Source organism: Promicromonospora sp. NFX87 (assembly GCF_048564965.1).
Taxonomy (GTDB): domain Bacteria; phylum Actinomycetota; class Actinomycetes; order Actinomycetales; family Cellulomonadaceae; genus Promicromonospora.
Genome location: NZ_CP183413.1, coordinates 5,640,026 through 5,652,442 on the forward strand (window position 1 = coordinate 5,640,026; position 12,417 = coordinate 5,652,442).

The 12,417-nt window shown below is 70.6% G+C and carries 11 protein-coding genes; 2 read left to right on the forward strand and 9 right to left on the reverse strand.

Annotated elements, in window-relative coordinates; translation table 11 throughout:
• Nucleotides 1-187: 187 nt before the first annotated feature.
• From ACNYC2_RS25300 to ACNYC2_RS25335, 8 genes are all read right to left on the reverse strand, one after another.
• Complete coding sequence (locus ACNYC2_RS25300) at nucleotides 188-1,591, reverse strand: RICIN domain-containing protein (protein WP_419704394.1); 1,404 nt, start codon at nucleotides 1,589-1,591, stop codon at nucleotides 188-190.
• A gap of 149 nt (nucleotides 1,592-1,740) precedes the next feature.
• Nucleotides 1,741-3,090, reverse strand: a complete 1,350-nt coding sequence (locus tag ACNYC2_RS25305) for an ABC transporter substrate-binding protein (RefSeq protein WP_419704395.1) — start codon at nucleotides 3,088-3,090, stop codon at nucleotides 1,741-1,743.
• 58 nt (nucleotides 3,091-3,148) lie between these two features.
• On the reverse strand, nucleotides 3,149-4,012 hold the full coding sequence (locus ACNYC2_RS25310; RefSeq protein ID WP_357503477.1) for a carbohydrate ABC transporter permease: 864 nt from the start codon (nucleotides 4,010-4,012) through the stop codon (nucleotides 3,149-3,151).
• Complete coding sequence (locus ACNYC2_RS25315) at nucleotides 4,012-4,869, reverse strand: carbohydrate ABC transporter permease (protein WP_419704396.1); 858 nt, start codon at nucleotides 4,867-4,869, stop codon at nucleotides 4,012-4,014. Before ACNYC2_RS25315 ends, ACNYC2_RS25310 begins: the two co-directional genes overlap by 1 nt.
• Before the next feature lie 302 nt (nucleotides 4,870-5,171).
• Nucleotides 5,172-6,173 carry a LacI family DNA-binding transcriptional regulator gene (locus ACNYC2_RS25320; protein WP_419707902.1) on the reverse strand — a complete coding sequence of 334 codons (1,002 nt, stop codon included), beginning with the start codon at nucleotides 6,171-6,173 and terminating at the stop codon, nucleotides 5,172-5,174.
• 46 nt (nucleotides 6,174-6,219) lie between these two features.
• Nucleotides 6,220-7,023: a pyrroline-5-carboxylate reductase gene (gene proC, locus ACNYC2_RS25325; RefSeq protein WP_419704397.1), complete on the reverse strand. Its 804-nt coding sequence runs from the start codon at nucleotides 7,021-7,023 to the stop codon at nucleotides 6,220-6,222.
• A 22-nt stretch (nucleotides 7,024-7,045) separates the two neighbouring features.
• Nucleotides 7,046-7,699 carry a hypothetical protein gene (locus tag ACNYC2_RS25330; protein WP_419704398.1) on the reverse strand — a complete coding sequence of 218 codons (654 nt, stop codon included), beginning with the start codon at nucleotides 7,697-7,699 and terminating at the stop codon, nucleotides 7,046-7,048.
• A 116-nt stretch (nucleotides 7,700-7,815) separates the two neighbouring features.
• A complete protein-coding gene (locus tag ACNYC2_RS25335; protein WP_419704399.1) occupies nucleotides 7,816-8,778 on the reverse strand; it encodes a phosphatase PAP2 family protein in 963 nt (320 codons plus the stop codon).
• Nucleotides 8,779-8,902: 124 nt separating this feature from the next.
• Here ACNYC2_RS25335 and radA point away from each other — a divergent pair, with 124 nt between their 5' ends.
• Nucleotides 8,903-10,396: a DNA repair protein RadA gene (gene radA, locus ACNYC2_RS25340; RefSeq protein ID WP_419704400.1), complete on the forward strand. Its 1,494-nt coding sequence runs from the start codon at nucleotides 8,903-8,905 to the stop codon at nucleotides 10,394-10,396.
• Nucleotides 10,397-10,455: 59 nt separating this feature from the next.
• Nucleotides 10,456-11,532 (forward strand): DNA integrity scanning diadenylate cyclase DisA, encoded by a 1,077-nt coding sequence (gene disA / locus ACNYC2_RS25345; protein ID WP_357452367.1) that lies wholly within the window; start codon nucleotides 10,456-10,458, stop codon nucleotides 11,530-11,532.
• A gap of 62 nt (nucleotides 11,533-11,594) precedes the next feature.
• Here the strand turns inward: disA and ACNYC2_RS25350 are convergent, their stop codons facing one another.
• Nucleotides 11,595-12,386 carry a hypothetical protein gene (locus tag ACNYC2_RS25350; RefSeq protein ID WP_419704401.1) on the reverse strand — a complete coding sequence of 264 codons (792 nt, stop codon included), beginning with the start codon at nucleotides 12,384-12,386 and terminating at the stop codon, nucleotides 11,595-11,597.
• Nucleotides 12,387-12,417 lie beyond the last annotated feature (31 nt).

Here is a 12,417-nt window from a genome sequence, read left to right on the forward strand (position 1 = left end):
GTGTAGCCGTCGGTCGACCGTCACGGCAATCCGTGGCCTGACCGCCTACGGCGATGTTAGCGCTCACACGATACGTTACGACAACCGGGTAAGGACAGGTCCGTCTTGAGAACGACCGCGGGCGCCGAACCGTGCCCGGTTCGGCGCCCGAGGTCATCTCGGAGTGGGCTTCACGGCCGGGGTGCCGTCAGCCGCGGGTCCACTGCTGGTTGTTCGCACCGTTGCAGGTGTACGTGATCAGCGCCGCACCGTTCGCGGTCGAACCGCCGTTGACGTCCAGGCACTCGCCGGTCGCGCGGGACCGGATCGTCACATAGCTGCCCGACGCCGCGACCACCGACCACTGCTGGTTCGTCCCCGTGCCGCAGCCCTGCTGGGTCACCGTCGTGGCGTTCTCCTGCACGCACAGCGCGCTGTGCCGGGCCACGAGGTTGTAGTAGCCGCTGCCCGCACTCCGGAACCAGAAGCGCTGGTTGCCGCCGCTGTTGCAGTCGTACTGCTTGATCTCGGCACCCGCGGCGTACGACTGGCTCGTCACGTCGGCGCACTTGCCGGAGTGCCGCGCCGTGAGCGTCTCGAACGGCCCGCCCTGCCCGGTGATCGTCCCCGCCGCCGCGTCGATCGAGAGCTCCGGGAAATAGCTGAACGACATGGAGGTAGACGTCGGGAAGGTGATCGGCGCCCACACGTACCGGGAGCCGTTGACGTTGGTACCTATCGAGTTGCCCCAGCGGTCGCCCATGTACAGGTACGACGTGCCGGACGTGCCCTGCACCGGCAGGACGAACGTGGTCTGCGAGCCGTACGCGGTGGCGTCACCGGCGTTCTGCATCGCCGACCAGCCGGAGGCCAGGTTGCTCGTCGTCGCGTACTTCTGCTGGTTCGGGTTCCAGCCCGTGGCGCCGGAGGTCAGCATGAAGTAGGTGCTGCCGCGCTTGAACAGCGCGGGCGCCTCGCGGTGACCGCCCGGCCACGGGTTGGCGACCAGGCTGGCCACGTCGGTGTAGTCGCTGGTGAGGCGGTAGATGTGCAGGTCGTAGTTCTCGTTGGCGGCCGAGTATATGTAGCCGTCGCCGTTCGTGTCGACGAAGACGCCGATGTCCCTCGACATGTGCCCCAGCGGCCGGAAGCTGCGCTGGTAGGTGTAGTTGCCGTCCACGGTGTCGCTCACGGCGACCGCCGCCCGGGCCTCCGAGTAGTCGGTGCCGTTCTCCTTGTGCATCCACATCACGAACTTGCCCGTGGCCTGGTTGTACATCACCTTGGGCCGCTCGATGTTGGCCATGCCGAGCTCCGGGTGGCTCGCCTCGGTGAGCACGTGGTTCCGGAACTCCCAGTGGACGAGGTCCGTCGACCGGTAGGCGGAGACGTACCGGAACGTGTTGTCGGTGTTCCGGTTCTCGCCGAACCAGTAGTAGTACTGACCGACCTTGACCACACCGCCGCCGTGGGCGTGCAGCGGGTTGCCCGCCGTGTCGGTGAACTGGGTCGCGTTGACGACCGTCTCGGGCTGGGCCTGGGCGGAGACCGCGCCGACAGCGGTCGCCAGTACGCAGGCCAGGGCAGCGAGGGCAGCATAAAGACGCCTCACGGGTACCACACTCCTTCATCGCAGTGCAGGGTTGGGGCAGGGTTCCGGATGGTGCAGGGCCGTGCGGTGGTGCGGTCTCGCAGAGCGGGGATCCCGTTGCTCGGGATCCCCGCTCGCTCAGAACTTCGGTGTGTCCGACGCCGGTGGCGTCAGCCGTTGACCGTGAATCCCTGCCCGGTGCCGTAGGAGACGTTCTCCTCCTGCCAGGCGGCCAGGCCGTCCAGGAGCGACGACTTGTCGAGCCAGGACTGGCCCACCGTGTCCGCGAAGATGCTGTTGGCGTACGACTGCCACGGCAGGTACTGCCAGCCCTCGTTGACGTCGGCCGCGCCGGCGCCGAGCACCTCGTTGATCTTCTGGCCGCCGAAGTACTCGGACTCGTAGCCCAGGAACTCCTCGGACTCGAGGTGCTCGACGGTCGCCGGGAAGCCGCCGGTCTCCATGAAGGCCTGGATCGACTCGTCGCTCGAGTTGAGCCACTTCAGGAACCCTGCCGCGAGCAGCTTGTTCTCCGACGCCTCCGGGACGGACTCCGTGCTGCCGCCGTTCTCGGCGTTGGTCGGGGTCCCGTCGTACGTCGGCATCGGCGCCACGCGCCACTTGCCCTTGCCGTCGGGCACGCCGTCCTCGAGGATGCCGGGCATCCACGCGCCGAGCGCGACCGACGCGATGGTGCCGTCGCCCAGCGCCTGGTACCACTCGTCGCTCCAGCCGGGCAGCTGGCAGATCAGCTCGTCGTCGATGAGCGGCTGGTACATCTCGGCGAACCGGGTGGTGCCCTCGTCGGCCAGGTCGATGGTGACGTTCTCGCCGTCGTTCTGGAACGGGGTGCCGCCGGCCTGCCAGATCATGCTGGTCGTGAAGCCCGGGTCACCGGAGTCGTTCGCGAGGCACTTGTCCGGGTCGTGCTCCTTGATGGCGCGCGCGACCTCGATGTACTCGTCCCAGGTGGTGGGGACCTCGACACCGGCTTCGTCGAACACCTCCTGGTTGTAGAAGAACGCCATGGGCCCGGAGTCCTGTGGCAGGCCCCAGATCCCGCCGTTCTGCGACACCGAACCCCAGGTGGAGGCCGTGTAGAGGCTCTCCAGCTCGCCGAACCCGTACGCGCTGAGGTCGGTCAGCTGGCCCGGGAGCTGGAACTGCGGGACGGACTGGTACTCGATCTGCACGACGTCGGGCACGCCCTTGCCTGCGGCGATGGCGTTCTGCAGCTTGGTGTTGGCCTCGCCGGCCCCGACCGTGTCGACGAGCTTCACGTCGACCTCGGGGTACGCCTTCTCGAACTCCTCGATCTGCTTCTCGGCCTGCGGGGTCCACGTCCAGTAGGTGACGCTGCCGCCCTCCTGGAGCGCGGCCTCGATCTCCTCGGCGCTGGCGCCCTCGGCCCCGCCACCACCACCGCCGCCTTCCTCCCCGCCCGAGCAGGCGGTGAGAGAAGCGGCCAGCAGGGTGGCCAGGGCGCCGAGCGCGACACGTCGGTTGCGGGTGATGGTCATGGTCTTCCTTCTTCCACGTCGTCGTAGTTCAGGTCTTTCGATGTTTCCGGCACATCGGTCATGCCTTCACGCCGCCCGCGCTCAGGCCCGACTGCCAGTACCGCTGGAGCACCAGGAACACGATGACGATCGGCACGATCGTCAGGAACGAACCGGTGATGACCAGGTTGAACACCGGCTGGGCCCCGATGCCCGACGCGTCCGCCAGCCACTGGTACAGGCCGAGGGTCAGGGGGTACAGATCCGGGTCGTTGAGCATGATCAGGGGCAGGAAGTAGTTGTTCCAGGTGGCGACGATCGCGAACAGCGCCACCGTCACGATGCCCGGCGCCAGCAGGCGGAGCGAGATCGTGAAGAAGGTGCGCCACTCGCCAGCGCCGTCGACCCGCGCCGCCTCCAGGATCTCCGTGGGCACCGCCTCCGCGGCGAACACCCACATGAGGTAGAGGCCGAACGGCGAGACCAGCGAGGGCAGGATGATCGCCCACATGGTGTTGGTGAGACCCCACTGGCTGAACAGCAGGAACGTGGGCACGGCGAGAGCGGTGCCGGGCACCGCTATCGACCCGAGGATCGTCGCGAACACCGCGTTGCGGCCGCGGAACCGGTACTTGGCCAGCCCGTACCCGGCAGCGGTGGCCAGGATCGTGGCACCACCGGCGCCGACGACCACGTAGACCAGCGTGTTGCCGAACCACTTGAGGAACACACCGTCGTCGTGGGTGACGACCTGCTGCAGGTTGTCGAACAGCGCGAACGGACCGGAGAACCAGAGGCCGAACGAGCTGAGCAGCTCGGGCTGCGTCTTGGTGATGCTGAAGAGCATCCAGGCCAGCGGCAGCACCGAGTAGACGAGCAGCACCCCCAGCAGGACCGTCAGCGTGACCGACCTGCGCGGCCGAAGGTAGGAGTAGCCGGCCATCACGCGTCCCTCCGCGTCCCACGAAGCTGCACGACGTACGCGATGATCGCCGTCACGACGCCCATCACGATCGCGACGGTTGCCGCGTAGCTCACCTGGTTGCCCTCGAAGCTCAGGTTGTACGCGTAGATGTTGGGCGTGTAGTACGACGAGATCAGGGCCGGCTGGATCTCCTTGAGGATGGTCGGCTCGTTGAAGAGCTGGAAGCTGCCGAGGATCGAGAAGATCGTCGCGATGACGAGCGCCCCCCGCACCGCGGGCAGCTTGATCGCCTGCACTATGCGGAACTGGCCCGCGCCGTCGATGGCAGCGGCCTCGTAGACCTCGGTGGGCACCGTCTTGAGCGCCGCGTAGAGGATCAGCATGTTGTAGCCCACGAACTCCCACGTCACGATGTTGCCGATCGCGGTGAGGATCCACTGCTTCGTGTACGGGTCGATGAGAGCGAAGCCCACCAGGTCGTTGACGCTCCCGGTGAGGCCGAGGCGGTCGTCGTACATGAAGCCCCACATCAGCACCGCGACGACGCCGGGCACCGCGTACGGCAGGAACAGCGCGACCCGGAAGATCTCCTTGCCGTGCAGTCGGCCGCTGTCGATCGCGAGCGCGGCGATCAGCGAGAGCGCCAGCATGATCGGGACCTGGACCAGGAGGAAAAGCCCGACACGGCCGGCGCCGTCCCAGAGCTTGGGGTCGGAGAACGCGGTCACGTAGTTGTCGAGCCCCGCGAAGGTCGTACCGCCCATGAGCTGGTTGCGAAACAGGCTCAGGTACATCGAGTAGACCAGCGGCGTCACGATCATCAGGGCGAACACGACAAGGAACGGCGCGACGAAGCTCCAGCCTGCCGCGGACACGCGGAGACTCGGGGAACGACGGCGGCCTAGCAGAGGTTGGCGACGGTCTGGCACCAATGGGCGACTGCCTGGCACGGGCGGCACCCCTTTCCCCGGACAGCAGCGTCCGGACTCACCTGGACGTCAATGTCCTTGGCACGCGTCGGGCAACAGCGTTGCTCCACGACGGAATGTGAACGTAAACATCCTCGTGCGCGGTGACTCTGCCACTGCGCTGCGAACGTGTCAACGCCTCGCTCAACGGTCGGACGACGACGTTGCGCAACCGCAACTTTGGGACCCGACCCAAACGTTTTCGGCCGTTACGCGCGCGGAGCCGCCGCGCTCCTGCGCACGACGAGCTCGGGCGCGATCAGCTCCGCAGCGGGCTTGGCGCCGTCCATCGCCGCGAGGAGCAGTGCGACGCTCCGCCGGCCCAGGTCGACGAACGGCTGGCGCACGGTGGTCAGCGGCGGGATGAAGTGGCCGGAGCCGTCGACGTCGTCGAAGCCCACCACCGAGACGTCGTCGGGCACGGAGACGCCGCACTCCCAGAACGCCCGCAGCAGGCCGAGGGCGAGCTGATCGTTGGCGGCGAAGACCGCCGTCGGGCCGGTCCCTGCCTTGACCCGCTGCGCGAGGTCCAGGCCCACCATGTAACCGCGGTCCGCGCTCCAGCCCGCGATCACGGGCTCGGGCACCGGCAGGCCGTGCTCGGTCAGGACCGCCCGCCAGGCCTCCTCGCGCTCGACGGCGTCCAGCCAGTCCGGCGGACCCGCGACGTGCAGGATGCGCTTGTGCCCCAGCTCGATCAGGTGCTCGACAGCGAGCCTGGCCCCGGCCCGCTGGTCCACCGCCAGCGGGATCGTCGGCACGTCCGGGTCCAGCTCCCGGGCGGCGATGAGGACCACCGGCACCGGCGCGCGGAACGACTCCACCGCGTCGGCCACGTCGGTGTGCGGCGCGATGACGACGATGCCCTCGACCGCCTGGTCCATGAAGTGCTCCATGGCGTTGTGCATGGTTGCGGCGTCGTACCGGCGCAGCGTCGCGACGCTGACGTACCAGCCCTGCTCACGCGCGGCCTCCTCGACCGCGATCAGCGTGCTCGACGGACCGAACAGCGGGGACCCGGTGGTCACCACACCTACGGTGTCCGAGCGCGCGGTGACCAGGGCCCGCGCCGCGCTGTTGCGGCGGTATCCGAGCTCGGCGATCGCCGCGAGCACCTTCTCCCGCGTCGCCGGGCGCACGCTCCGGTGCCCGTTGAGCACACGGGAAACGGTCTGGTGGGACACGCCGGCCAGGGCTGCGACGTCGGCCATGGCAGGCGGCCGCGTCATGGCGGGTCGAGAGATGGTCACGGGAGGATCATCCACCCAGCTCGCGGGCGCGGTCACGCGCGGCGGTCGCCGCGGTCAGGAACGAGGCGCGCACACCGCCGTCGTCCAGGGCGCGCAGGGCCGCCGCCGTGGTGCCACCCGGCGAGGTGACCTTCTCCCGCAGGAGCACCGGATGTTCACCCGACTCGTCCATCAGGCGGGACGCGCCGAGCAGGGTCTGGACCGCGAGGCGACGGGCGACGTCACGTGTCAGGCCCAGCAGGACACCCGCCTCGGCGAGGGCGTCGGCGACGTAGAAGACGTACGCGGGGCCGGATCCCGAGATGGCCGAGACAGCGTCGAGGTCCTTCTCCGCCGCGCGCACCACTGCACCCGTGCCGGCGAACAGGTGCTCGACCGCCTGCAGATCGGCCTCGGTCGCGGCGGCGCCGGGCGCGATCGCCGTGATGCCCGCGCCGATCGCCGCAGGCGTGTTGGGCACCGTTCGCACGACCGCGGTACCTGCGGGCAGCCGCTGCTCGTAGAACGCCGCCGGATGGCCGGCCGCGACCGTGACCACCACGGCGCCGGGCTCGATCCCGTGCGCTATCTCGTCGAGCAGGGCGCCGACGTCCTTCGGCTTCACACCCACGAGCACGAGACCCGCACCCCGGACCGCCGCCACGTTGTCGCTGGTCGTGGCTACCTGGTAGGTCTCGCGCAGGTGCTGGGCCTTGGCCTCGGTACGCACGGTGGCCACGACGTGGGCCGACGCCCAGCCCGCCGACAGTGCACCCGCGAGCACCGCCTCACCCATGTTGCCCGCACCGAGCACTGCAAGTCGCTGGTTCACGAGGCCATTCTCCCCTGCGCGCTCACAGGGGGAACGCCGCGTAGAAGTCCTCCATCACGTCGGCCGGACCGGAAGCCCGCATGACGGCGGTCCCGTTCTGCCAGACGACGACGGCCTTCCCACCCTTGGCCGGCACTATCGCGTACTGCCCGACGACCTTCTTGCCGACCTTCACGTCGCCCTCGCTCTCGGCCTCGCCGGCCGACCTGGTCCAGGCAGCGGCTGCGGTGGCCGCCTCGTCGTCCGTCGCCCACTGGCCCGCCAGCAGTGCCACCTCGCCCGTGTCGCCGTCGGCGTACTCGGCGTTCCAGGCCTCGAGCGCACCCTCACCCTTGGGCTCCTTCGCCTCGGTGAGCGCGCCGAGCGCGAACTGGAGCACCGCGGACGGGAGCGCCTTCTGGAAGGCGGTCTCCTCACCGCTGCGCTCCATCGCCTTGACCGTGGGCGTCGGTACGGCGGCGGTGACCGTCACCGTGGGAACCGGCTGCGGCGTCGCCGTGCCGCGCCAGAGTCCCGGCCACACGAAACCGGCCACGAGCACCAGGAAGAGCACGATGACGAGCAGCCCCACGATCACCACGAGCCGACGCCTGCGGTACACGGCGGGCGACGCCTTCCTCGCGGCCACCGACGCGGTCGCGCCGGTGCGCGGTGAGTTCACGCGCTGGTCGGTCATGTCCTTGCTCCCCCGTGCTCTGTCCACCGGGTGCGTCACGGTGGCTCAGCCGAAACCTTATGTCGGGGCACTGACATTCGGGCGGAGGCACGCCCGGTTGTTGGACGACCGTCCGGTCAGGCCCGACGGCTCCCTGCCGCCGTCCGGCAGACCCAGAGCAGCACGGCGAACCCGAACGCGGAGATCGCGCACCCCGCAAGGAGTCCCCCGAGGTAGGCGGTCAGGCCGTCGTCCCACAGAGCTGTCCCCCGGACGTGGCCCTCGGCCGCCGCGGCCGCCAGGACGGAGAGCACCGCGGTCGGCACGGCGACGGTCCCGAGGAGCGTGATCACCAGCAGCGCCGCGCCGTCGCCGCCCCCGGCCGGGCCGAGGTCGTCCGGGCCCGCCCACCCGGCCGGTGCGAGGGCATGCACCAGCGAGGTCCAGGCCACCACCACGAGCACCGCCGCGACGACGTCGGACGGGCGGTGCCAGCGGTCGGCGATCGTCGCCAGGCTCATGGCGCAGGTCACGGCGGCGCCGGCGAGCGCGGTCGCCGGCCGCCAGCCGCGCGGGACGACCAGCAGGAGCGCCGCCCAGGCCGCTGCCACCACCGTGACGTGGCCGCTCGGCAGGGTGTTGATGTCCCGGTTCCACTCGCCGACGAGGCCAGTGCGGTAGAACACCCCGTCCTTGATCACCTGCGTGATCAGGTTCGACCCGAGGATCACGACGGCGGCCAGGCTCGCGGCCGCCAGCCTCCGGCGCAGCAGGCCGATCCCGCACGCCACCAGGAACCCGGTCACGAGCCAGGGCGGCGAGCCGAGGAGGAGCACCGGCTCCACCAGGTGGTTGACGACGTCCTGGAACCGGTCGGCCGTGACGAAGACGCGGTCCTCGACACGCTGTCCGGGCCACGTGGTGACCATCGCCCACCAGACGAGCCAGATGCCCAGCGCGGCCGCGAGGGTCACCGTCAGGCCGGCCGGTCGGGCCGTCGGTCGGGCCGTCGGACGGCCCGGGCCGGGCCGGGGCGCGGAGTCGTGGGGGCCGGTGCGCGATCCGTCGTGGCGCGCCAAGCGCCCTTCGGAGGTCGGCATGGTCGAAAAATACCTGAAGCCGGACGTCATCACCGTCAGTATCGCCGCCGTCGGTGGCTCCGCGGAATCGCCCTCGGTGTCCCTCCCGGCACGACTGTCAGTGGCGGCACGTACGGTGGCGCACGTGACCTCATCGACCTCCAAGCGGGCGCGGCCCGCGTACCGCTGTGCCGAGTGCGGCTGGACCACCGTCAAGTGGGTCGGCCGCTGCGGGGAGTGCCAGGCATGGGGCACCGTGAGCGAGGACGGGCCGACGTCGTCCGGGCCGCGCACGGCCGCCGTGTCGCCCGCCCGCGAGCCCGCCCGGCCCATCGCGGAGATCGACGTGGAGTCGGCACGCGCCAACCCGACCGGCATCGGGGAGTTCGACCGGGTGCTCGGCGGCGGGCTGGTCCCGGGTGCGGTGATCCTGCTCGCGGGTGAACCGGGTGTGGGCAAGTCGACCCTGCTGCTCGACGTAGCGAGCAACGTGGCCGACGGCGCGCTCGGACCCAACGGGTTCGAGTCGCCCCGCACCGTGCTGTACGTGACGGGTGAGGAGTCCGCCGGCCAGGTCCGGCTGCGGGCCGAGCGCATCGGCGCGCTGTCGCCCACGCTGCTGCTCGCCGCGGAGACCGACCTCGGGACCGTGCTCGGCCATCTCGAGGTGAACCAGCCGGACATGCTCATCGTCGACTCGGTGCAGACCATCGCGTCCGGGCAGGTGGACGGCGCACCGGGCGGCGTGTCGCAGGTGCGGGAGGTCGCCGCCGCGCTCATCGCCGTGGCAAAGGAACGGCAGATGCCCACGATCCTCGTCGGCCACGTGACCAAGGACGGCTCCGTCGCCGGCCCGCGCACGCTCGAGCACCTGGTCGACGTGGTGTGCCAGTTCGAGGGCGACCGGCACTCGCGCCTGCGCATGATCCGCGCGGTGAAGAACCGGTACGGCCCGACCGACGAGGTCGGCTGCTTCGACCTCTCGGAGAACGGGATCGTCGGCCTGCCCGACCCGTCCGGCCTCTTCCTGTCGCATGCGGGATCAGGGGTCGCCGGGTCGTGCATCACGGTCACGCTGGAGGGGCGCCGCCCGCTCGCCGTCGAGGTACAGGGGCTCGTGGCGCCCAGCCCGCTGAGCAACCCGCGCCGCGCGACGAGCGGCGTCGACTCCAGCAGGCTCGCCATGATCCTCGCCGTGCTCCAGCGTCACGGCGGCCTCCGCCTGGCCGACCAGGACGTCTACGCCTCCACGGTGGGCGGTGCCCGGATCACCGAGCCCGCCTCGGACCTCGCGGCCGCGCTGGCGCTCGTGTCCGCACGCGACGGCCAGCCGCTGCCGGGTGCCACGGTGGCCATCGGCGAGGTCGGTCTGGCGGGCGACCTGCGCCCGGTCACCGGCCTGGACCGCCGGCTGGGCGAGGCCGCGCGCCTGGGCTTCGCGCACGCCGTCGTGCCGCACGGGACCGGGGTCAAGGCGCCCGAAGGACTCCAGCTGGTCGAGGCCTCGCACATCCGCGATGTCGTGGAGTGGGCCCGGTCGGCGGGCAAGCCGGCGGGCGGATCGGGGGGCAAGCCGGCGGGCGGATCGGGGGGCAAGCCGGCGGGCGGCAGATCACTCCGTGCCGTGGACGATGATTGACCGCTTCGTGAAACGAACTGCTTGTGACCCAGCGCACAGCGTAGGATTTCTTCGTGGCCATGACCTCCTCGCACCCTGACGAGCTGCTCCGGGAGACCTTGGCCGCTGTCGCGCCCGGGACCGAACTCCGCGACGGGCTCGAGCGCATCCTGCGCGGCCGGACCGGCGCGCTCATCGTTCTGGGCCTCGATCCGACGGTCGAACAGATCTGCTCGGGCGGCTTCGCGCTCGACGTCGACTTCTCCGCCACGCGCCTGCGCGAGCTGTCCAAGATGGACGGCGCGGTGGTGCTCGACCGGGCTGCCACCCGCATCCGGAAGGCCGCGGTGCAGCTGCTGCCCGACCCGACCATCGAGACCACGGAGTCCGGCACGCGGCACCGCACCGCCGAACGGGTCGCCAAGCAGACCGGCTTCCCCATCATCTCCGTGAGCCAGTCCATGCGGATCGTCGCGCTCTACGTCGGCGGGCAGCGGCACGTGCTGGAGGACTCGGACACGATCCTCGGCCGCGCCAACCAGGCCCTCGCGACGCTCGAGCGGTACCGCGCCCGCCTCGACGAGGTGTCGGGCACGCTGTCCGCGCTGGAGATCGAGGACCTGGTCACCGTGCGCGACGTCTGCTCGGTGGTGCAGCGCCTCGAGATGGTCGGCCGGATCTCCGACGAGATCGCGGGCTACGTCATCGAGCTCGGGGTGGACGGCCGCCTCCTGGCGCTACAGCTCGACGAGCTGATCGGCGACGTCGGCTCGGACCGCGAGTTCGTGATCCGCGACTACGTGCTGGGCCGCAAGGACCGCACGCTCGCCGACGTGCAGGCCGAGCTCTCCGCGCTCACGTCGCAGCAGCTGCTCGACATGGGTCAGATCGGCCGGATCCTGGACCTGCCCGGCGGCGGGGACGCGCTCGACGCGGCGGTCGCGCCGCACGGCTACCGGCTCCTGTCCAAGGTGCCGCGCCTGCCGAACACCACCATCGAGCTGCTGGTCGGCCACTTCAGCAGCCTGCAGAAGCTCCTCGCCGCGAGCGTGGACGACCTCATGTCGGTCGACGGTGTCGGCGAGCAGCGCGCCCGGACCATCCGCGAGGGCCTGTCCCGGCTCGCTGAGTCCAGCATCCTCGAGCGGTACGTCTGACCGCTCCCGTCGGTCGAGCTTGTCGAGACCGGTCTCAACAAGCTCGACCGACGGTGGCGGCGTCAGGGCTTCTTGTCGGCGTCACCGCTCGGGTCGGGCGACGCACTCGGATCGGGTGACGCACTCGGGTCGGCCGAGGCCTTCCCGGAGGAGCTGGCGGACGGGCTGGCCGACGGCGAGGGCGACCTGCTCGGCTCCGGCACCGTGTACGTCAGCTGGACGACGTCGCTGGACGCGCCCTCGGCACCCGCGAGCGTGACCTGCGCCGTGTACTGACCGGCGGACGGCTTGGGCTGGCCCGGCTCGCAGCCGGGCACCGACCGGGAGTCCGACCAGCTCACGTCGGTGACGTCGACGTCGCCGGGTCCGAGGAGGAGCAGCCGCTCCTCCTCGCTGGCGCAGTCGGCCGACGACCAGGCGCGCTCCGCCGTCGGCTCGCCCACCTCACCCTCGTAGACGGTGACGGCGAGGTTGTGCCGGGAGGCGTCGACCAGGCACTGCACCTCTCCCTCGTTCCGCAGCGAGACCGTGAACCCGACTCGCACGCCGGGTGTGACGGTGGCGCGGTCCGCGGCGAGGCCCATGTCGAGATCCTCGGGTGCGCACGGTGACGCCGCGGCGTTCGGGTCCACGGGGACCGGCGGGTTCTCCTTGGCCGAGACGATCGGCGCCTCGGACCGGGGCCACGTGACAGCCGCCCCGACACCCCCGACCACCAGGACGGCCAGTACCGCGATCACGCGCCCGAACCGGCGCGGGCGTCTGGCGACGGGCGCCTGCTCCCCGCCATGCCCCTGGGTCCGCTCGGCTCGCTCCGGCGCACTGACCACCTGCTGAACCTCTCGCTGAGTCATGTAGAACGGTCTGACGTGCGGTGACACCCCG

Bases quoted from the DNA above. Each gene is read 5' to 3' on its own strand.
- ACNYC2_RS25305 (WP_419704395.1), bottom strand. From the start codon at position 3,090: ATGACCATCACCCGCAACCGACGTGTCGCGCTCGGCGCCCTGGCCACC.
- ACNYC2_RS25310 (WP_357503477.1), bottom strand. From the start codon at position 4,012: ATGGCCGGCTACTCCTACCTTCGGCCGCGCAGGTCGGTCACGCTGACG.
- ACNYC2_RS25320 (WP_419707902.1), bottom strand. From the start codon at position 6,173: ATGGCCGACGTCGCAGCCCTGGCCGGCGTGTCCCACCAGACCGTTTCC.
- ACNYC2_RS25330 (WP_419704398.1), bottom strand. From the start codon at position 7,699: ATGACCGACCAGCGCGTGAACTCACCGCGCACCGGCGCGACCGCGTCG.
- ACNYC2_RS25335 (WP_419704399.1), bottom strand. From the start codon at position 8,778: ATGCCGACCTCCGAAGGGCGCTTGGCGCGCCACGACGGATCGCGCACC.
- disA (WP_357452367.1), top strand. From the start codon at position 10,456: ATGACCTCCTCGCACCCTGACGAGCTGCTCCGGGAGACCTTGGCCGCT.
- ACNYC2_RS25350 (WP_419704401.1), bottom strand. From the start codon at position 12,386: ATGACTCAGCGAGAGGTTCAGCAGGTGGTCAGTGCGCCGGAGCGAGCC.